Raw genomic sequence first — 20,067 nt, 5'->3', positions numbered from 1 at the left:
GTGAATGCCGTCGACCCGGTTCGCGACCTGCCGATTTCCGTGCCGCAGGAGCGCGGTGACGCTGCCCGCAACCGCGCCCTGCTGCTGGACGCGGCCCGACGATTGATCGACGAGCGCGGCGCCGACGCGGTCACCATGGACGACATCGCCTCGGCGGCCGGCGTCGGCAAAGGCACGGTGTTCCGGCGTTTCGGCAGCCGGGCCGGCTTGATGATGGTGCTACTCGACGGGGACGAGCAGGCCAACCAACATGCGTTCATGTTCGGCCCGGCACCGCTCGGGCCCGACGGGCCGCCGCTGGAGCGGCTTCTGGCATTCGGCCGGGCACGGCTGAAGTTCGCTCACACTCACCACGAACTGCTGCTGGCCGCCAACCGCGATCCGGCGTCGCGCTACGGCGCGGCGGCGACGGTGCTGCACACCCATGTCCGGATGCTGCTGACCTCGGCCGGCACCACCGGCGATCTGGACGCCCAGACCGATGCCCTGCTGGCCCTGCTCGAGGCCGACTACGTCGAGCACCAGCTGATGGAACGCGATCAATCTCTGCAGGCGCAGGGCGATGCGTGGGAAAGCCTGGCGCACAAGCTTTGTGGACGATGAAGCCGCGCTGGATCCGGCACGTCGACCTCGACCAGGTCCTGGCCTCGGTGGAGTTGGGACGTCACCCCGACCCGGTGGGCCGGCCCGTCATCGTCGGAGGCCACGACGGCACGACCGGAGCCGGCTTGAGAACCTTGGTGAATACCAGGCTCAGCTGCCGCATCGCGACGCTATAGGGCCACCACGCAACACGTTTGAACGCGTACAAGGCGCGGATGTCGGGCGAGGTGTAGATCAGGAACCGGTTCCTGGCGACCCCGGACAGGATCTTGTCCGCAGCCTTCTCCGGCGACACCGCATGGCCGCTGAAGCGATCCACCCAGCGGCTGACCTGCGGGTCGCCGCGGTCGACTCCGGCGATCTCGACGGTGTTGACCAGCGGAGTCCGCACCGCACCGGGCACCACCACCGACACCCCGATGCGATAGCGGGCCAAGTCGAACCGCAGCACCTCCGACAGCCCGCGCAAACCGAACTTGCTGGCGCTGTAGGCGGCATGCCAGGGCAAGCCGATCAGGCCGGCCGCCGAGGACACGTTGACCACATGCCCGCCGTTGCGCGCCGCCACCATCGGGGGCACAAAGTTTTCGATCACGTGGATCGGACCCATCAGGTTGATCGAGATCATCTTGTCCCACTGCTCGTGCGACAGCCGGTCCACGGTCCCCCACGCCGAGACCCCGGCGATGTTCATCACGACGTCCATGCTCGGGTGATTGGCATGAATCGCCTCGGCGAAAGCCGCGACCTCGTCGTGGTCCGCGATGTCGAGTGCGCGATGCTCCGGCACCCGAGCGCCGAGCGCGCGAACGTCGTTCACCGTCTCGGCCAGGCCGTCGGCGTTGCGGTCGGTCAGATACAACTCGGCACCCTGGCTGGCGAGCCGCAGCGCGGTAGCGCGGCCGATGCCGCTGGCCGCGCCGGTGACCAGACACCGCTTACCCGCAAACGTCTCCTTCGACATGAGCAATGACGATACCTACCCATCCTGGCCGGGCGCGGTAACGCTAGGCTTTGACCGGACCGCCCCACAGCGCGTTGAGCCACAAGGCCTCGAGCACCCGCACACCACGCTGGACGTCGCCGTGGTCGCCCAGATAGGCGGAATCCCCGGACAGCATCTGCGCGGTGGTCACCGACAAGGTACGCACCAACGTCGCGATGTCGTCGCTGATCGGGTGGGCGGTGCCGGCCCGTAACTCTTCTTTGACGACGCCGATAATCTGTTGCACGACGCCTTCGACCTGCTGGTCGAGCAGGTCGTGGATTTCGGCGTCGGTGTTGCGCGCGGCATTGCACGCCGACATCACCGGGTCGTTGTGGGCGTAGACCGCCGCGGCGCTTCCGACCATGCGCTTGGCGAACGCGGCCGGGGTCTCGTCGACGCCGCGCGGGGCGAAGTATTCGGTGAGCTCCTCGAGTTCCCGTGTCGCGTCGGCCAGGATCTGGGCCAGCACGGCGTACTTGGAGTCGAAGTAGAAGTAGAAGCCCGACCGCGCCACCCCGGCGCGATCGCTGATCGTGCTCACCGACAGCTGGGCGAACGGCTTTTCCTCCAGCAACTCACGCACCGCTCGCACGATGGCGTGGCGCTGACGGTCACCGCGGCGCCGCGGAACCGGCGCCTGCTCGGCCCCCTGCTCGATTCGCACCCGTATGACCTTGCACCACGCCACACCCAAAAGGAAACTTGACAGCCGTCAAGTTTCCCCGAAGGATGGCAGATGGTGATGTCTGCCACACTGTCGATCGACCTCGGCCGTACGCCCCGTTAAGAGGAAGTGTCTTAATTGTCCCAGGCGACCATCAGCACCACCGAATATCTGCTCGACCAGGCCAAGCGCCGATTCACCCCCACGGTCAACACCATCCCCGGCATGGGGCTGTTGGAAAGACGGCTGCTGAACTTCGACTGGAAGCAGCGGGAACTGGCCATGCCGCCACCCGGCAGCGGCCTGCGGCCGGTGATGGGCGACCGGGGCCTGCCCGTGCTCGGCCACATCATCGAAATGTTCCGCGGCGGCCCGGAATTTCCGCTGCACCTCTACAAGACGCGCGGCCCGGTGTTCTACGCCGAGTCGCCGGCCCTGCCGTCGATCGTCGCGATCGGCCCGGACGCCACCCAGGCGATCTTCTCCAATCGCAACAAGGACTACTCGCAGAAAGGTTGGCACCCGGTGATCGGGCCGTTCTTCAACCGCGGCCTGATGATGCTCGACTTCGAGGAGCACATGTATCACCGGCGAATCATGCAGGAGGCGTTCACCCGCAGCCGGCTCACCGGCTACGTCGACCACATCGACCAGGTGGCGTCGGCGGTGGTGGCCGGCTATCCGACCGACGACGCCCGCTTCCTGTTCCACCCGGCGATGAAGGAACTCACCCTCGACATCGCCTCGGTGGTGTTCATGGGCCACCAGCCCGGGACCGACCACGACCTGGTCACCAAGGTGAACCAGGCGTTCACCACCACCACCCGGGCCGGCGGCGCGATCATCCGGACCAGCGTCCCGCCGTTCAAGTGGTGGCGCGGACTGCAGGCCCGCAAAGTGCTCGAGGATTACTTCGTCGAGCGGGTGTCCGAGCAGCGCCGCAACGCCGACGGCACCGACATGCTCTCGGTGCTGTGCCACACCGAGGACGAGGACGGCAACAGCTTCACCGACTCCGACATCGTCAACCACATGATCTTCCTGATGATGGCCGCCCACGACACCTCGACGTCGACCACCACGACGATGGCCTTCAACCTGGCCGCCAACCCGGACTGGCAGGAGCGTTGCCGCGAAGAGTCGGACCGTCTCGGCGACGGCCCGCTGGACATCGAGGCGTTGGAGAAGCTAGAGACCCTCGACCTGGTGATGGACGAGTCGTTGCGGCTGGTCACCCCGCTGCCGTTCAACATGCGCCAGACCGTTCGCGACACCGACCTGCTGGGCTACTACCTACCGGCCGGCACCAATGTGGTCACCTGGCCGGGCACCAACCACTGGTTGCCCGAGCTGTGGACCGATCCGCTGAAGTTCGACCCGGAACGGTTCCTCGAGCCGCGTTCGGAGCACAAGCAGCACCGCTACGCGTTCGCGCCGTTCGGCGGCGGCGCCCACAAATGCATCGGGATGGTGTTCGGCCGCCTCGAGGTCAAGACCATCCTGCACCGGCTGCTGCGCCGTTACCGCCTCGAACTCGCCCGGCCCGGCTACCAGCCCAAGTGGGACTACGGCGGCATGCCGATCCCGATGGACGGCATGCCGATCGTGCTGCGGCGTCTCTAGCCGCAACGCGAGCAGACGCAAAATCGCCCTAAAACCACCGGTTTTGGGCGATTTTGCGTCTGCTCACCCCATCAGCCGTACAGCCGGTTCGCGCAGGCGATGACCGCCGACAGGGCGGACTGCAACGGGTCCGGTGAGCAGCCCATCGCCCAGGCGGCCCGAGCGCCGTCGGTGCCCTGGATGAACGTCGCGGTCGTGTCGTCGGACTGCAGCTGATGGAACTGCAACATCTCCACGGCGACACCGCGCTCGTGCAGCATCGCGGTCAGCGCGGCGACCGGGCCGTTCGCCGTGGCGGTCGCGGTCTCGATGCGATCGCCGAGCGCCAGCGTGGCCTGAAATGTTCGCGGCCCCAACCGGGTGGCCGATCGGCCGGTGTCGGTGCAGTGCCATTGCCCCAGGCGCAGCGGCCCGCCGCTGGGCGCGTAGGTCGCGGTGAACGCGCTCCACGACAGGGTGTCGGCGTCTTCGCGGAGTCCGCGCGGTAGCGGCATGCCGTCGAACAGCAGTGTCGACGATTCGGATGAAGCAAAGGTGATGGTCATGTGCCGGTCTTCTCTGGTCGTCATGAAGTGACCGACGGGTAGTAGCCTCCGACCCACAGCGGGGAGTCGGTCTGGATCAGACCCCGCTGCGGGTGCTGGCTACTACGAGAAGATGTTGCACGATCATCGACGTTAGACGCTGACGGGCGACCGATGCAACTTCTTTTACAGCCACCTGGACGCGGCCGCGTCCAGGTGGCGTCGGATGCGGTGACGGGCCAGGCTGTCGTCACCTTGGTCGATCGCCTCGATGATGCGCAGGTGCGCGTGCCGCACCTCGACCAGATCCGTGTGACTGAGGACCGGCTGGTCGCTGCTGGCCCAGTGCCGGCGGAAAAGCTCACCGAGAATCCGCAGGAACAGCTCCAGCACGGCGTTGCCGGCCAACGCGGCCAGGCCGCTGTGGAACAGGAATACCGCAGCAGCGACCTGGCGTGAGTCGTCGCCGGCCTGCTCGAAAAGCAGCCGGTGCTGTTGCAGGAACGCGCGCACCTGCGGCGTGTCGCTGCGTCTGACGACCTTCACGACATTGTCGATCTCGATGGCGTCGCTGATCATCCGCAGGTCCGCACGGCGGGGCTGCCGGTACTGCAGATACAGCGCGATGGCGTCGATGCTGGCTTGCGCCTGAGGCTCCGCCACCACCAGCCCGCCGCCGGGTCCACGCCGCATGGTTGCCACGGCGTGATACTCCAAGAGCCGCACCGCTTCTCGCAATACCGATCGGCTGACCCGATAGCGTTCCAGCAACGCCATTTCGGTCCCGAAGACTTCCCCCACCTGGGAGCCGCTGCTGACGATGTCGTCGCGAATGGCGGCAGCCAGCACTTCGGCGAGCTTGCCCGGTGGCTCGCCGCTTGGCCGGCCGACCGGGTGGTGATGGTCTTGCAGCCACGCCGTCACCGATTCCGCGTGACGTTCACTCAGCGCCATCGCACGTGCCGCGTCGCCCGCGGTAACTGCGTCCACGATGTCAGCGTGATCACGGTGACGGTGCTCGATCGCCTCGAAGGCATCGCTGGCGGAATCCAGTCGCGAGTCCTCGGCGTAACGGACCGTCAGCCGCATCAGGATGTCGATATACAGTTGCAGCACTGGGTTTTTGGAATGCTCGGCCAGCACGGTATGGAATTCGTCGTTCGACGGCTGCCGGTCTTGTTCGGCACGCAGCACCGCACGCAGTCGATCGATGCCCTCCTCGTCGATGCGCTGGGCGGCGAGCGATGCGGCCAACGGCTCCAACAGCAGTCGGGCATCCAGCAGGTCGCCGACCGTGATGCCCAGGTATTCCAGATAGATGATGAGCGCGTGGGTGGCCGGGGCAGCGTCCGGCTCGCAGATCAGCAGCCCGCCGTTGGGGCCCCGACGCATGCGCGCCACCCGGTGATGCTCGACGAGTCGAACCGCTTCCCGCAGCACCGATCGGCTGACCTGGTAACGCTCTTGCAAAGCCTGCTCCGAGCCGAGCGACACCCCGATCGGCCAGCCCCGTCGAATGATGTCGGCCTCGATACGGCGGGCGATCCGGGTAGCTCGCTTGTCTGCCTGCGCCCCAACTCTCAATTGCCCTCCCGCACAGACGTTTTCAGCACGTCAGCAACAGACATCCGGCGATCGGCCCACCGCCCACTGCGGCCACGGCGACCTCCGGCCGGCGGGCCACCTGGCGCTCGCCCGCCTCGCCGCGCAACTGCAGGCAGGCTTCGTGCAGCAGCCAATAGCCGTGCATGCGCCCCGCCGAAAGCTGGCCGCCGTAGGTGTTCAACGGCAGGGCACCATCCAGCGCGATCCGTTCGGCGCCCTCGACGAAAGGTCCGGCTTCGCCGTCACCGCAGATGCCCAACGCTTCGAGCCAGGCGAAGGTGAGGAAGGTGAACCCGTCGTAGAGTTCGGCGAGGTGCAGGTCGGCGGGGGTCAGATCGGTCCGCGACCACATCTGCGCCGCCGCGTCGACCGACGCCATCTTCGGGTAGTCCGGGCGGTGGAACCAGCCGCCGGCGCCGTTACTGCCGCCGACCGCCTCGACTTTCACGGCCCGATGCGGGCAGTCGTCGGCGTAGCTCGCGGCCGACACCACCAGCGCGATCGACCCGTCGATCGGTACGTCGCAGTCCAACAGACTCAGAGGCAGCGACACCGGGCGTGCGCCCAGGTAGTCCGCCATGGTCATCGGGTCGCGGTACACCGCTCGCGGATTCAGCGCAGCATTGCGCCGGCTGTTGATGGCCAGCCAGCCCAGCTGCTCTTTGGTGGTTCCGTAGAGCTCCATGTGCCGGCGGCATGCCAGCGCCAGCCAGTTCGCGGCCGAATACGCTTGCGCGGCAACCAGATCGTTGACGTCGTCCATCGGGCCGACGACCGGTGGCGGCTCGCCTTCCGGTGTGTCGAACATCCGCGCCAGCGGTGGGGCGGGTGCGTTCTCGTTCTGCTTCACCGGGACTGTGCCGCCGAGCATTTGGACGGTCCGGTAGATGAGGACGTGTCCCGCATGCCCTTCGGAGACCGCGCGGCAGGCCGAGATCACCGGGTTCATCAGACCGCCGGTGCTGAAACCCGTCCCGCAGTCGGGGGCTTCGATGCCCAGTGCGGCGTTGACTTCGGCGGCGGGGGTGTCACCCAGGGTGGCGATCCCGTCGAGATCGCTGGGGGCCAGGCCGGCGTCCTCGATAGCGGCCCGGACCGATTCCATCGTGAGGTCGGGCCCGGGAATGCCGGTACGACGGCCGATTCGGGAGATCCCGATACCGGAAATGATCGCGTCTTTTTCGAAGTAGCTCATCCACGCCGTCCGTTAGACCAACCCGAGGGGAGTTGAGTGTACTGTATTGCCCGTGTCAACCGGGGCGACGTCTTCTTCTCAGCTGCTGGTCGAGCATTGCGACCACTGCGCGCTCTGGGTTCATCCCGCGGCCGGCACCTGCCGCAATTGCGGTCGTCCGTTAGCGGCCAAGCCGGTGTCGGGGCAGGGCTCGGTATTCACCTACACCGTGAACTATCACGCGTTCAACCCGGAGATCCCGACGCCTTATGTGATCGCGCTGGTCGAGCTCGCCGAGCAGGACGGGCTGCGGGTAGCCGCGAATATCGTTGATTGCGAACCGGATTCAGTGACATGTGGCATGCCGGTGGAAGCATTGCCGGAGCGAGGCCCGGGCGGCGCACCGCGGTTTGCCCGCACTGGCTGAGCGGCGCGGATTTCCGCGAGCGTAACGCCAGGACGGTTTTCCAGGCCGTACCGGGCCGGCTCGGCCAGTCGCTCGCGGCGGCGGTTCCCCGGCCGACCTAGTTGATCAGCGGGTCGCGTGGCATCCCGAGGATCCGCTCGGCGATCTGATTGCGGGTCACCTCCGAGGTGCCGCCGGCAATCGCCATGGCCCGGGCGCTCATCACCAGTCGGCCGGCCAGTGCGCCGGCGCCGTCGTACAACGCGGTGTCGGGGCCCGCCAACGCGGCCGAGATCGCGCCGCCTTCGACCATGTGGTCGGCCAGTTTCAGCTTGGTGACGTTGCCTTCGGGGCCCGGGCCCGCGCCCTCGACACTGCGCGCGACGCGGCGCAGGTTCAGCAGTCGCAGCGCGTTCTCCTCGGCCAGGTAGCTGCCCACCCGAGTTCGCCCGCCCGCCAACCGGTCCGGCTGAGCCTTCACCTGCTCCAGCAGTTGGGTGGCCAGGCCCGCGTAGAAGGACCCGCTGCCACCGATGCTGACCCGTTCGTTGCCCAGCGTCGCCCGCGCCACCGTCCAACCGGTGTTGGGCTCGCCGACGACATCTTCGTCGGGCACGAACAGGTCGTTGAAGAACACCTCGTTGAAGTCCGACCCGCCGGTGATCTGACGCAGCGGCCGCACCTCGACCTCGGGGGCGTTCATGTCGACGATCACCGTCGTGATGCCGGCGTGCTTCGGCGCGTCCGGGTCGGTGCGCACGGTGGCCAGACCGCGGGCACAGTAGTGCGCACCACTGGTCCACACCTTCTGTCCGTTGATCTTCCAGCCGCCGTCCACCCGGGTGGCCTTGGTCTTGATCGACGCGGCGTCCGAACCAGCTTCGGGTTCGGAGAACAGCTGGCACCAGATCTCGTCTTTGCGTAGCGCTTTCTCGACGAAACGCTCGATCTGCCGAGGTGTTCCGTGTTGGACCAGGGTCAGGACCACCCAGGCGGTGATGCCGTAGTCCGTGCGCTTGATGCCCGCGGAGCGGAATTCCTCTTCGATGACCAACTGCTGCACCGGATCTGCGGCCAGTCCCCACGGTTTGGGCCAGTGCGGCATCACGTAACCGGTCTCGATCAGCTTGTCCCGCTGCGCCTGCTTGTCCAGCGCGGCGAACTCGGCGACCTCGGCGCGAATCCGGGTCCGCATTTCCTCGGCCTCGGGCGGCAGGTCCAGGCTGTTCTCCCGGGTGACACCGGCGGCGGTGCGCTCGAAGACGTCGTCGGCGGGTGCGTCACCGCCGAACAGAGCCGTCGTCACCAGCGCGCGGCGCAGATGCAGATGCGCATCGTGCTCCCAGGTGAACCCGATACCGCCATGCACCTGAATGTTCAACTCCGCGTTGCGCGCGTACGCCGGAAACGCCAGTGTCGCAGCCGACGCGGCCGCCAGCCGGAACTGCTGCTCGTCCTCGGACGCGGCCCGCGCGGCGTCCCACACCGCGGCGATACCCGACTCACTGGCGACGAGCATGTTGGCGCAATGGTGCTTGATCGCCTGGAAGGTGGCGATGGTGCGGCCGAACTGCTGCCGGACCTTGGCGTACTCGACCGCGGAGTCGACACAGTCGGCCGCTCCTCCGACCGCCTCGGCGGCCAGCAGCGTCCGGGCGCGCGCCAGCGCCGAGTCGTGCGCAGCCGGAAGAATGTCTTCATCGCTGACGCTGACCTTGTCCAGCCGGACACGTCCGGAGCGCCGGGTCGGGTCCAGGTTCTCCGGCACCTCGATCGAGACGCCGGAGCGGTCGCGCTCGATCACCAGCATGTCGTCGCCGGCCGCGACCAGCAGCAGGTCGCCCAGACCGGCCCCCAGCACGATGCCCGCATCACCGTCGGCGACGCCATTGCTGACGCTCACGTCACCGCCCAGGCCGATGCTCGCGGTGGTGGTGCCGTCGACAAGGACCGGCAGCATCCGTGACTTCTGTTCCGCGGAGCCGTCTTTGGCAATGATCGAGGAGGCGATGACGGTCGGCACGAACGGACCGGGTGCCACCGCACGACCGAGTTCGTCGATGACGACGACAAGCTCCGGCAGCCCGTATCCCGAGCCGCCGTGTTCCTCGTCGATGTGCAAGCCCAGCCAGCCGAGTTCGACCAAGGCCTGCCAGAACGGCGGCAAGGCCTCCTCGGGCGCATCGAGCAGCGAACGCGCGGCGGCGCGAGCCTTCTGCGACGTGAGAAACCCGCGGGCTACCTCGGCGAGTTCGCGATGGTCGTCGGTAAGTGCGATACCCATTGCAGGGCCTTCCTCTGGGACGGCATTGGCCGGTCGGAAAGAGTGTACTTAAATGCGAGCGCCTCCCAACCGGGTGGTCGGTCGGGCGGCGTCCAGGCGTAGGACCTCGCCAGCGCGACGGACTACTTGGGCGCGAAGCGTTGACCGGCGTCCAGACGCAGGCACTGACCGTTCAACATCGGATTGTCCACGATCGCCGCGACCAGCTTCGCGTACTCCTCCGGGCGGCCGAGGCGCTTGGGGAACGCCGCGTCCTTGGTCAGCGCGGTGGCGTATTCGTCCGGAATGCCCTTAGTCAGACCGGTCGCGAACAGGCTCGGCGCGATCGCCAGCACGCGAATGCCCAACGACCCGAGGTCACGCGCCATGGTCAGACACATGCCGGCGATGCCGGCTTTGGCGGCGGTGTAGGCGACCTGCCCGATCTGGCCCTCGAACGCCGCGATCGAGGCGGTGTTGATGATGACGCCGCGCTCGTCGTCCTCGGGCTCGTTCTGACTCATGTAGCTGGCCGCCAGCCGGCTGATGTTGAACGACGCGATCAGGTTGAGATCGATGACGGCCTGGAAGGACGCGAGGTCGTGCGGACCGGATTTCGACATCGTGCGCTTGGCGATACCGCCACCGGCCGTGGTCACCGTCACGTGCAGGCCGCCGAGCTTGTCGACGGCAGTCTTCAGCGTTTCCTCGGTGCCGGCGAAGTCGGTGACGTCGACCGGGTAGAAGTCGCCGCCGATTCCAGCCGCGACGTCCTTGCCGTCGGAGCCCTCGCGGTCCAGCACCGCGACGCTGGCGCCGCGGGCAGCCAGCAACTCGGCGCTGGCGCGGCCCATCCCGGAAGCGCCGCCGATCACGATGACCTTCTTGCCGTTGATCTCCATCCATACCTCCTTGTACGGGGCCGACAGCCCGTGCGTCAGCTGCACGTTATCGCGACGGCGCGTGACGTTGTCGGTCAGGCGTGTAAAGGTGAGTTGTGCTGCTGATCGACGTCGCGACCACCTCTGTCGACGTGGGCGGCTCGGCCTCGCGGCGGGCCAAGATCGCGCGGATCGCCGGGTTGCTCGGCTACGCCAGCTCCGATCCCGCGCTGGTCGCAATCGTCGTGGCATGGCTATCCGGTGATCTGCCACAGCGCCAAATCGGGGTGGGCTGGGCGACGTTGCGGTCGATCCCGCCCGCCGCGGCGCAACCGAGCCTGACCGTGCACGGCGTTGACGCAACGCTGTCAGAGATCGGTGCGGTCGCAGGCCAGGGCTCACAGGCCCGTCGCGCGGGACTGGTCGCCGGGTTGTTCTCGGCGGCAACGGAAGTGGAACAGACATTCCTGCGTCGCCTGTTGACCGGTGAGCTGCGTCAGGGCGCGCTGGCCGGCGTGATGGCCGACGCGGTGGCCGCAGCGGCCCAAGTCCCAGCCACCGCGGTCCGTCGCGCGGCGATGCTCGGTGGCGCCCTGCCCGCGGTCGCCGCGGCCGGGATGTCCGGCGGGGCGGCGGCGTTGGAAGCCTTCACCCTGAAGGTTGGCCGCCCGGTCGGCCCGATGCTGGCGCAGACCGCTGCCGGCGTCGGCGAAGCACTCGAAAAGCTGGGCGGCGAGGGCGTTTTCGAAGCAAAGTTGGACGGCGCCCGAGTCCAAGTCCACCGGGCCGGCGACGAGGTCACCGTGTACACCCGCAGTCTCGACGATGTCACCGCGCGACTGCCCGAAGTGGTGGAGGCGACGCTGGCGCTGCCGGTGCGCGATCTGATCGTCGACGGCGAGGCGATCGCGCTCCGCCCGGACGGCAGGCCGCAGCCCTTCCAGGTCACCGGGTCACGCTTCGGCCGGTCCGTGGATGTGGCCGCCGCCCGCGCCGCCCAGCCACTATCGGTGTTCTTTTTCGACATCCTGCACCGCGACGGCATCGACCTGCTCGACGCGCCGACCAGCGAGCGCGTCGCAGCGCTCGACGAGATCGCGCCGCCGCAGCTGCGGGTCGACCGGTTGATAACCTCCGATACCGTTGTGGCACAACAGTTTCTAGCTGCGACGCTGACCGCCGGCCACGAGGGCGTGGTGACCAAGTCGCCGACCGCACGCTACGAGGCAGGCCGGCGCGGGGCCGGCTGGCTGAAGGTCAAACCGGTGCACACCCTGGACCTGGTGGTGCTGGCCGTGGAGTGGGGATCTGGACGGCGACAGGGCAAGCTGTCCAACATTCATCTCGGCGCCCGCGACTCCGCCACCGGCGACCTCGTCATGGTGGGCAAGACATTCAAAGGAATGACCGACGCGATGCTGGAGTGGCAGACCGCACGGTTTCAGGCCTTGGCCGTCGGCGGTATCGAGGACTACGTCGTCCAGGTGCGGCCGGAGCAAGTGGTCGAGGTGGCGCTCGACGGCGTGCAGAAGTCGTCGCGCTACCCCGGTGGTTTGGCGTTGAGGTTCGCCCGGGTACAACGGTACCGCGACGACAAGCGAGCCGACGAGGCCGACACCCTCGACACGGTGCGGGCCATGTACGCGGATTAGACTGCCAGCGGCCCATTCGGCGTGTCCCGTTGCCAGTCCGTGATCTGTGCGATCACGCCACGTGCACCCCGTCTCGGGCTTGTTCGGCAGCAGTGCGACCGCCCGCAAGCGTGGCAGGTTTTCGGATACGAATTCGCAACTGTCGCATAGAAGCCCGCACCGGCGTGGTCGGGAAGCCTTGCTGCCCTATCCGTTGGCGATGGCCTTCGTGCTGGTGTACCCCGCCGAACCCTTCCTCGTCGACATCCCGTCGGGCCGGGCGCCTGCCGCCGCGGTGTCGACGGTGCTGGCTCTCGTCGACTCGTGGTGGTCGCGCCGTCGTGCCTCGAAATCAGCTCTCGCGACTCAGCCAGCGGGCGATCTTGGTCGCAGCCTCCCCATAGAAGACCCGGTAGACCTGTTCGGCGACGTAGCCCATGTGCGGGGTGGCGGTGACGGAGTCCAACGTGCGCAACGGATGCCCCGCCGGCAACGGCTCGGTGTCGAAGACGTCGAGACCGGCACCGGCGATGCGCCGCGACCGCAGAGCATCCACGAGAGCCGACTCGTCGACAAGAGGACCGCGAGAAGTGTTTACTAGCAACGCCGTTGGTTTCATCAACGCCAGTTCGGCGGCGCCGACCAAACCGCGGGACCGTCCGCTGAGAACCAGGTGGATGGTCAAAACGTCAGCACGAGAGAACAACTCGTCTTTCGACACGTAGGTCGTCCCGGCCTGTTCGGCGGCCTCAGGCGACAAGTTCGTACTCCACGCGATGACGTCCATCCCGAACGCCTTACCGACCTGCGCGACCCGGCCGCCGATCCGACCCAATCCCAGCACGCCCAGCGTCGTGCCGCCGAGTTGCCGGCCGACGGAGATCTGCCAGCCGCCGTCGCGCACCGATACCGCCTCGTCAACGACCCGGCGGGCGGTCGCCAAGATCAGCGCCCAGGTGAGTTCGACGGTCGACTCCAGGTAGCCGCCGGTGCCGCTGACGTAAATGCCGCGTTCTTGGGCGGCCGCGGTGTCGATGGCGGCGTTGAACGGCCCGGTGGACGCGATCATCTTGAGTTGGGGCAGCCGCTCGATGACGCCCCGGGGCAGCGGTGTGCGTTCCCGCATCACGCACACCACGTCGAATGGCTTGAGTCGCTCGACCACGGCGTCCGCATCGGCGAGGTGATCGTTGAACACGGTGATCGTGGCGCGCTCGGCAACCTGCGACCAGTCGGCCATGGACAGTGCGACGTCCTGGTAATCGTCGAGGATCGCGACCCGCATCCTGCCAATCTCGCACACCAGGTTTGGCGCCCAGACCGGCCGGGTACAAACCCGACGCGAAGCAGCAGTGTCCAGTGAAGGGAGCTGAAGCGCATGGGAGCCCACGACAAAGTGAGCAACAAGATCGACGACGTCGCCGGGAAGGCCAAAGAGGCCTTAGGCAAGGCCAGCGACGACCACGGCACCGAAGCCGAGGGCAAGCTCGACCAGGCCAAAGCGAGCCTCAAGGACGCCGGCGAGAAGGTCAAGGACGCCGGCGAGAAGGCGAAGGACGCCTTCAAGCACTGACCACGAACTTGAACCTGGGACGGCCACCGGTGTATTGACCCCGGTGGCCGTCCGCTTTCCGAGGCGCCCGATGCGGATGAGATTAAACCGGTTTGGCTCGCGGGTGCCGACCGCCGCCGGTTCAGTGGCCCCGAGAATCTCGAACGTCAGAAGCTGACGGTCTCTTCGAAATGCGCTGAGTGACGGGCACATCGGAGAGTGCCGATCGAGGCCAATTGCGCTGGCCTGGTTGGATCTGCGCGATCCACGGCGACCACGCTGAAACCTCAATCACAATTCATTTCGAGAACGGGCTTCGTGATCGTATGGGCGAAAGGCATCCTTGTCGGATGCATCAGATCAACGGAGTCCGCGACCCGGCGACGAGCTTCCCACTCCCCGTCACCACCGACGATGCAGGCGAACGCCGACAGGCCAACCGGGCCGTCGGGATCAGCGCCCTAGTACTTGCGCTGACCGGGTTGATCGAACTGGTCATCGCCGTGGTCTCGGGCTCGGTGGCTTTGTTAGGCGACGCGTTGCACAACCTGTCGGATGTCTCGACCAGCGCCCTGGTGTTCGTCGGATTCCGAGCCTCACGCCGCCTCCCCACCGAGCGATACACCTACGGCTACGAGCGCGCCGAGGATCTCGCTGGAATCGGTGTGGCGCTGGTCATTTGGAGTAGCGCAATCGTTGCCGGCCAGGAGAGCGTCGAGAAGTTGATCAACCACGGCAGCACCGGCCACGTCGGCTGGGGCATCGCGGCCGCGGCGGTCGGCATCGCGGGCAACCAACTCGTGGCTCGTTACAAACTGACGGTGGGCCGTCGCATCCGGTCCGCGACCGTGGTGGCCGATGCCAAACATTCGCGGCTGGACGCGCTGTCGTCTGCCGGAGCGATGCTGGGCCTGATCGCTGTCGCTCTCGGCTGGACGTGGGCTGACGCCGTCGCGGGTATCGTCGTGACCGGGTTCATCTGCCACGTCGGCTGGGAGGTGACCGCGGACATCGCCCATCGCCTGCTCGACGGTGTCGACCCCGAGATCATCACCACCGCCGAATTCGCTGCCCTCGAGGTCGCCGGGGTCCAGCACGCACACGCTCGCGCCCGATGGACAGGGCGGACGCTGCGGGTAGAGGTGGAGGGCTTCCTCGATTCCGAGACCTCGCTTGCTGCGGCGGATGAGATCGGTCGCGGCGTCTGCGCAATCCTCACGTCCCGCATCCCGGAACTGCAGAGCTTTACCTGGTCGGCACGCGCCGCCTGATGGAGTGCGACGATCACGTCGCCACATCCGACGCCGGCGATGGCGCTGACATCGACGATGTTGCAGGCCCCTGCTCGCCCGTGTCTGGGTCGGGAGCGTTCTCGATCACGCCGTGCGCCCAGCGATCTTGATCAAGACGTCGATGCCGCTAGCCGAGCATTTCTGCGCACCGTCGCGGTGAGGTCACACGCGAGACACGCCTCGGCCAATACGCGAGGTAGGCGCTAGCCGATCTCGCTGTCGAGGTTGACCGCGACATAACCGATCGGGATACCGGTCCACATCGCGATGCATTCCCGCGCCGCCAATTCGACCGCGGCGCGACGGTGCGTGCGGGTGGCCCTGCCGATCTCGGGAATCTGGATCATCCACCCGTCCGCATCGCGAGTGACTTCGATGTCGAAGCACTGACCGACCGTCGGGCACTTAACGCGGGAAGCGAATCGCTGGGCGCTGCGCACGTGACGTGGGCGCACCAGCACGGGCTGAATGGGCATGGCCGCTTTCCTGAGTCGAGAACAAACCGCGCGCTAGCGTATTGCGAACACAGGCGAAAACCTAATCGGCGACGAGCATCGATGACTCGACCTTGAAAAATCCATCCTGAGCTGCGGTTTTATCGCGTGGAGGTGGATCCGCCATCCCGGTCGTCACGGCAGTTTTTCTGACGGTCAACGCGCCGGGAATGAACCGCGACGCCCCCGGTGTTACACCATGTTGAGTTTGACCAGCGTGACTTTCGGATATCACGATGACCAACGGCACCGACGCCGAAGCCCACGCTGCGGTGGAGTCTTCCACCACTTACGCTGCAAAAAAGGCGATCTCGCTTTGACGAAAGGTTCTTCTGTGCATGAGACGACCCGATCTGGCATATCGCCGTTGACATGGTGCGCGCAGCCGATGACGAAGCTGCTGCAGAGGGCAGCCGTCGTCACGATGCTGTATGCCGCGGCGGTCACGACCCCGGCCGTCAGCGAGGCCGCCGGCGATGGACAGTGCCCGGACGTCGAGGTCATCTTCGCGCGCGGCACTCTCGAGCCCCCCGGGCCCGGGACCGTCGGGCAGCAATTCTCCGACGCCCTCACCTCGCGCCTGGGCGGACGCTCGGTCGATGTGTATCCGGTCAACTACCCCGCCTCGCTGAACTTCTCGCAGGCTGCTGACGGCGTTGCCGACGCCGCCAACAAGGTCATGGAAACCGTCAACACCTGCCCCGCCACCAAGATGGTCCTGGGCGGCTACTCGCAGGGCGCTGCCATCGCCGCCTACCTCACCTCGGACAATGTCCCGCCCGGCTACGCCCTCCCCGCCGGCATCAGCGGCCCGTTGCCGCCCAACGTCGCGTCGCATGTGGCCGCCGTCACCCTGTTCGGCAAGCCCTCCAACGGGTTCCTCAATCTTGTCGACCGCGACGCCCCGCCGATCACCATCGGCCCGGCCTACGTGCACAAGACACTCGAGCTCTGCACGCCCCAGGACCCGGTGTGTTCGTCGGGCCAGGGATTCAGTCGGGCCGCGCACAGCGAATACAAGACGAACGGCATGACTGATCAAGCGGCCGACTACGCCGCCAACAAGCTCGGTCGCTGACTCCGGCGTCCACACGTCGAGTCCCTGCTGGACCATGATTGCGGCGACTCGACCAGTTTCAGGCGGTCGAGTCCTTCACGGCCACGCTTCTGCCACCTATCCTTGATCGATGAGGCAAATCGTGGTGCGCGCAGTTCTACTTCTGGGTGCGTGGGCGATCGGACTCCTGGTGGCCGCGCAGGTCGTTCCCGGAGTTTCGTTGTCGGTGTCGGGGTTCATCGTCGCTGTCGCGGTGTTCTCTATAGCGCAGGCGGCCCTGTCACTGTTTCTCTTGCGGCTGCCCCATGGATATGCGTCGCTACTCCTGGGCGGCACCGGCCTGGCAATAACCGTTTTTGCGCTGATTCTCGCCACGGCAGAAACGCACGGGTTCACCATTCGTGGGATGGCGTCCTGGGTGGCCACGACGCTGGTGGTGTGGCTGGTGACCACGATTGGGGCAGTCGCACTGCCCGAGCTGTTGGGTCCGCAGCAAACTGGCTCGACCTGACGCCGGAATAACCATTTCGGCAAGCCTGCTGGGTGAGTAGCATCCTTACCATCGCGTCCGACGACGGAGGAAGGTGAGATGGGCGACACTCATCACGATCCGACGGATCACTCTCGGACCACGCAACCGCATGCCGGCCTCGCCATGAAGGACAACTTCTACTGGCCTGGGTTGATCCTGCTGGCCGTATCTGTGTTCGGGATGATCGCCACGGTGGCGGCCGCGGCGTATCGACATTACGAGTGGCTCGGCACGACGGTATTGATCGCGGCACTCGGAGCGCTCGCCGGAGCGTTATGGCTCGTCGTCGAACACCGCAGGGTGAACAGCATCGAGAGGCAGTGGCACGCAGCGCACCCCGAGGCTCAGTTGCGCTAGCCAGACCTCTGGAGCGAGCAGGCCAAGGCCCGAGTGCTAAGACTAAGACCAGCACAACCCCATCGGTTCGTTTGCCGGCACCGCTGGTCGCGGTCACGACGACGAGAGCCGGGGAACGAGGGGAAGTACATCCCCGCCGGCGACCAGGCCGACACGTCCCCGCAGGCGCGCAGCAGTGCGCGAGCGTAGCCACTCGAACCCGTTGGCGACTCCGATGGCGCCGGCTGCGGTGTCGGCGATGCCGGGGTCGTCCCCGGCCGTGTAGTTGTTGTTTTCCCACATCGAAGGCTGGTCCTTGTCGTGGAAAAAGACCGAGCCATCGGGCTCGCAGACCGCGTAGGTGCCGAACGCGTGGCCGCCACGGACGGCGAGGTAGCCGCCGCCGACAATGCAGTCGTGCTTCGCCGCGAGGCCCCGAAGCACGGCCAGGGTCGGACCGTCGACCGGTTCGGTGACGTCGCGCATGACGCGGCCGTGGATGTTGGGGTGGTTGGCGCTCTCCGGTAGGAACACCATTTCCGGGGAGTGCTCACGGACCGCCTGACCGACGATGCCCTCGATGTGGTGCAGGTTGCCCGGGACGTCCCCGACCCGCACCGCGGGCTGGACGGCGACGATGCGGCGGGTGCTCGTTAGCGGCGAACCCGGCCTCCAGCCCGTCGGCGGACCCCAGCGCGCGCCCGAGAACACTGCATTCCGGCACCCGCTCGGCGGCCCCGAACGCCTTCATGGCCTCGACCAGCGCGATGTCGTCCCCGATCACATCGAAGTCTGCAAGACGGGGCGGAGTGTTGAAGGTGGCCCGATTAGAAGCGGTGACGCGGCTGGAGGGGGTGGCCGCGACGTTGGTGAGGATGCTCATGGATCCGATGTAAGCGGCACCGGCCCGCGAAATAAAGCGAGTTGCCCCCGAATGACGACAAGGTGCACCCCGAATGGTAAAGAACCCGTCGCCAGGGTCGATCTACGGTTTATTTTTCGGCTGAGATCAACGCCACCCATACACCGATCACCGACACGCCAGTGAGGAACTGAGTCCCGCAATGTCAACACAGCACTTGGATACCGACTATTTGATTCTGGGCGCCGGCGCCATGGGCATGGCGTTCGCCGATGTGATCCTCGCCGAGGACCCGGTGGCGCGCATCATCATGGTGGACCGGCACGCCAACCCGGGCGGCCACTGGAACGACGCTTACCCATTCGTCAGGTTGCACCAGCCGGCCGCGTTCTATGGTCTCAACTCGACGCACCTCGGGCAGGGCGGTGAAGACCTGAGCTCGGTTGCCGATATCGTCGCCTACTACCGGGACGCGATGGACCGCTTCTTACACACCGGCCGGGTGCGGTTCCTTTCGATGAGCGAGCACAAGGGTGACGGCCGGATCGTCTCCACCGTTGACCGCGACCGGGTCACCACGGTCACCGCAAACCGCCGGATCGTCGACGGCACTTACATGCAGGTGAAGGTGCCGTCGATCTGCCCACCCCGCTACACAATCGACTCCGACGCCACCGTGATACCGCCCAACGGCCTGGCCCAGATCAGGCGGCCGCACGAGCGCTACGTAATTATCGGCGCCGGGAAAACCGGAATCGACTCGCTGCTGTTCCTACTGGACAACGGTGTTTCGCCGGACCGAATTCAGTGGATTGTGTCGAACGACTCCTGGCTATTGGATCGCGGCATGATGCAGCCCGGGCTGGTGCTGGACACCGTCGTGTCCATGGTGCGCAGCATCGCCGACGCCACCAACATCGACGATGCCTTCTTGCAACTCGAACGAAAAGGCATCGTCTTCCGACTGGACACCCAAAGCCTGCCGACCAAGTGGCGCTGCGCCACGGTCGACCGCAGGGAGCTTGCCGAGCTGCGTCGGATCGACAATGTGATCCGGTTGGGCCGGGTGCAGCATGTCGGCGGCAGCGGGATCCGCCTCGATCGCGGAACTATCGGCGTCGTCGAAGACACCCTGTTCGTCGATTGCTCGGCCAACGGTCTGGCCAAAGTCGATGCGCGGCCGCTGTTCTCCGCGGGTCACGTCACTCTGCAGTCCGTATTCATGTGTCAACAGACGTTCAGTGCGGCGCTGATCGCTCACCTGGAGCTGCTCAGTCTCAGCGACGAGCGCCGCAACCGGATCTGCGCCGCCGTGCCGCACCCAGAGCTCAAGCAGGATCTGCCGACCGCCCTGGTCACCACCGCCCAGAACATGCTCAACTGCAACCGGCACATGCCCCTGTGGCTGCGCCGCAGCCGCCTGTACCTCGGCCACCACGCGGCGCCACACCGCTACCTGTTGGGCTCCGGCAAGCTCGCCCTCCTGCAACGCCGGGCCGTTACCTCCATGGACAATATGCGCCAGCAGGCGAGCATCGCGTGAATCGCCGTTTGGTCCGAAGGAGCGTCCAGCCAGCGGT

20 protein-coding genes and 1 pseudogene are annotated in these 20,067 nt (G+C 66.6%); 11 read left to right on the top strand and 10 right to left on the bottom strand.

Going from position 1 to position 20,067, the window contains the following annotated elements; all coding sequences use genetic code 11:
* Both ABDV69_RS00325 and ABDV69_RS00320 read left to right on the top strand, forming a co-directional pair.
* Positions 1–603 (top strand): helix-turn-helix domain-containing protein, encoded by a 603-nt coding sequence (locus ABDV69_RS00325; protein WP_343571307.1) that lies wholly within the window; start codon positions 1–3, stop codon positions 601–603.
* Positions 600–707, top strand: a pseudogene (locus ABDV69_RS00320) (DNA polymerase IV); the annotation flags it as partial. The gene ABDV69_RS00325 and the pseudogene ABDV69_RS00320, both read left to right, overlap by 4 nt.
* Here the strand turns inward: ABDV69_RS00320 and ABDV69_RS00315 are convergent.
* Positions 665–1,567 (bottom strand): SDR family oxidoreductase, encoded by a 903-nt coding sequence (locus ABDV69_RS00315; protein ID WP_343571306.1) that lies wholly within the window; start codon positions 1,565–1,567, stop codon positions 665–667. The pseudogene ABDV69_RS00320 and the gene ABDV69_RS00315 overlap by 43 nt on opposite strands.
* Before the next feature lie 43 nt (positions 1,568–1,610).
* Positions 1,611–2,249 carry a TetR/AcrR family transcriptional regulator gene (locus ABDV69_RS00310; protein WP_343571575.1) on the bottom strand — a complete coding sequence of 213 codons (639 nt, stop codon included), beginning with the start codon at positions 2,247–2,249 and terminating at the stop codon, positions 1,611–1,613.
* 144 nt (positions 2,250–2,393) lie between these two features.
* On the opposite strand from ABDV69_RS00310, the gene ABDV69_RS00305 reads away from it, so the two are divergent.
* On the top strand, positions 2,394–3,878 hold the full coding sequence (locus tag ABDV69_RS00305) for a cytochrome P450 (protein WP_343571304.1): 1,485 nt from the start codon (positions 2,394–2,396) through the stop codon (positions 3,876–3,878).
* Between the two features lie 71 nt (positions 3,879–3,949).
* Here the strand turns inward: ABDV69_RS00305 and ABDV69_RS00300 are convergent, their stop codons facing one another.
* The 3 genes from ABDV69_RS00300 to ABDV69_RS00290 form a co-directional block, all read right to left on the bottom strand.
* On the bottom strand, positions 3,950–4,423 hold the full coding sequence (locus ABDV69_RS00300) for a homocitrate synthase (RefSeq protein ID WP_343571302.1): 474 nt from the start codon (positions 4,421–4,423) through the stop codon (positions 3,950–3,952).
* A gap of 165 nt (positions 4,424–4,588) precedes the next feature.
* Positions 4,589–5,986, bottom strand: a complete 1,398-nt coding sequence (locus tag ABDV69_RS00295) for an FCD domain-containing protein (protein WP_343571301.1) — start codon at positions 5,984–5,986, stop codon at positions 4,589–4,591.
* 22 nt (positions 5,987–6,008) lie between these two features.
* Positions 6,009–7,202, bottom strand: coding sequence for a thiolase family protein (locus ABDV69_RS00290; protein WP_343571300.1), 1,194 nt, complete (start codon positions 7,200–7,202; stop codon positions 6,009–6,011).
* A 52-nt stretch (positions 7,203–7,254) separates the two neighbouring features.
* Here ABDV69_RS00290 and ABDV69_RS00285 point away from each other — a divergent pair, with 52 nt between their 5' ends.
* On the top strand, positions 7,255–7,608 hold the full coding sequence (locus ABDV69_RS00285; RefSeq protein ID WP_343571299.1) for an OB-fold domain-containing protein: 354 nt from the start codon (positions 7,255–7,257) through the stop codon (positions 7,606–7,608).
* A 97-nt stretch (positions 7,609–7,705) separates the two neighbouring features.
* Here ABDV69_RS00285 and ABDV69_RS00280 read toward each other — a convergent pair whose 3' ends face one another.
* Both ABDV69_RS00280 and ABDV69_RS00275 read right to left on the bottom strand, forming a co-directional pair.
* Positions 7,706–9,871 (bottom strand): acyl-CoA dehydrogenase, encoded by a 2,166-nt coding sequence (locus ABDV69_RS00280; RefSeq protein ID WP_343571298.1) that lies wholly within the window; start codon positions 9,869–9,871, stop codon positions 7,706–7,708.
* A 122-nt stretch (positions 9,872–9,993) separates the two neighbouring features.
* Positions 9,994–10,752, bottom strand: a complete 759-nt coding sequence (locus ABDV69_RS00275) for an SDR family NAD(P)-dependent oxidoreductase (RefSeq protein WP_343571297.1) — start codon at positions 10,750–10,752, stop codon at positions 9,994–9,996.
* Positions 10,753–10,847: 95 nt separating this feature from the next.
* Between ABDV69_RS00275 and ABDV69_RS00270 the strand changes: the two genes are divergently transcribed.
* Positions 10,848–12,383, top strand: a complete 1,536-nt coding sequence (locus tag ABDV69_RS00270; protein WP_343571296.1) for an ATP-dependent DNA ligase — start codon at positions 10,848–10,850, stop codon at positions 12,381–12,383.
* A gap of 331 nt (positions 12,384–12,714) precedes the next feature.
* On the opposite strand, the gene ABDV69_RS00265 is transcribed toward ABDV69_RS00270, so the two are convergent.
* Positions 12,715–13,647, bottom strand: a complete 933-nt coding sequence (locus ABDV69_RS00265) for a D-2-hydroxyacid dehydrogenase family protein (protein WP_343571295.1) — start codon at positions 13,645–13,647, stop codon at positions 12,715–12,717.
* A 93-nt stretch (positions 13,648–13,740) separates the two neighbouring features.
* Between ABDV69_RS00265 and ABDV69_RS00260 the strand changes: the two genes are divergently transcribed.
* Both ABDV69_RS00260 and ABDV69_RS00255 read left to right on the top strand, forming a co-directional pair.
* Positions 13,741–13,935: a CsbD family protein gene (locus ABDV69_RS00260; RefSeq protein ID WP_343571293.1), complete on the top strand. Its 195-nt coding sequence runs from the start codon at positions 13,741–13,743 to the stop codon at positions 13,933–13,935.
* A 329-nt stretch (positions 13,936–14,264) separates the two neighbouring features.
* Entirely contained in the window at positions 14,265–15,185 is a 921-nt protein-coding gene (locus ABDV69_RS00255) for a cation diffusion facilitator family transporter (RefSeq protein WP_343571292.1), read from the top strand.
* A 224-nt stretch (positions 15,186–15,409) separates the two neighbouring features.
* Here ABDV69_RS00255 and ABDV69_RS00250 read toward each other — a convergent pair whose 3' ends face one another.
* A complete protein-coding gene (locus tag ABDV69_RS00250) occupies positions 15,410–15,553 on the bottom strand; it encodes a long chain fatty acid-CoA synthetase Faa4p (RefSeq protein WP_343571574.1) in 144 nt (47 codons plus the stop codon).
* 535 nt (positions 15,554–16,088) lie between these two features.
* Between ABDV69_RS00250 and ABDV69_RS00245 the strand changes: the two genes are divergently transcribed.
* The 3 genes from ABDV69_RS00245 to usfY all read left to right on the top strand — a co-directional run bounded on the left by ABDV69_RS00245 (position 16,089) and on the right by usfY (position 17,646).
* A complete protein-coding gene (locus ABDV69_RS00245; RefSeq protein ID WP_343571291.1) occupies positions 16,089–16,778 on the top strand; it encodes a cutinase family protein in 690 nt (229 codons plus the stop codon).
* A 109-nt stretch (positions 16,779–16,887) separates the two neighbouring features.
* Positions 16,888–17,268 carry a hypothetical protein gene (locus ABDV69_RS00240; RefSeq protein WP_343571290.1) on the top strand — a complete coding sequence of 127 codons (381 nt, stop codon included), beginning with the start codon at positions 16,888–16,890 and terminating at the stop codon, positions 17,266–17,268.
* A gap of 78 nt (positions 17,269–17,346) precedes the next feature.
* Positions 17,347–17,646 carry a protein UsfY gene (gene usfY, locus ABDV69_RS00235; protein ID WP_343571289.1) on the top strand — a complete coding sequence of 100 codons (300 nt, stop codon included), beginning with the start codon at positions 17,347–17,349 and terminating at the stop codon, positions 17,644–17,646.
* Between the two features lie 93 nt (positions 17,647–17,739).
* Here the strand turns inward: usfY and ABDV69_RS00230 are convergent, their stop codons facing one another.
* The gene (locus ABDV69_RS00230) at positions 17,740–18,336 is read right to left on the bottom strand and encodes a carbon-nitrogen hydrolase family protein (protein WP_343571288.1); all 597 of its coding nucleotides are present in this window, start codon (positions 18,334–18,336) and stop codon (positions 17,740–17,742) included.
* 353 nt (positions 18,337–18,689) lie between these two features.
* Here ABDV69_RS00230 and ABDV69_RS00225 point away from each other — a divergent pair, with 353 nt between their 5' ends.
* Positions 18,690–20,030, top strand: coding sequence for an NAD(P)/FAD-dependent oxidoreductase (locus tag ABDV69_RS00225; protein ID WP_343571286.1), 1,341 nt, complete (start codon positions 18,690–18,692; stop codon positions 20,028–20,030).
* Positions 20,031–20,067: the final 37 nt, after the last annotated feature.

It is taken from the genome of Mycobacterium sp. (assembly GCF_039583785.1).
In the GTDB taxonomy this organism is placed as follows: Bacteria; Actinomycetota; Actinomycetes; order Mycobacteriales; family Mycobacteriaceae; genus Mycobacterium.
Note: the sequence above shows the minus strand (reverse complement) of the source record. Positions and strands in the feature narration are given on the sequence as shown.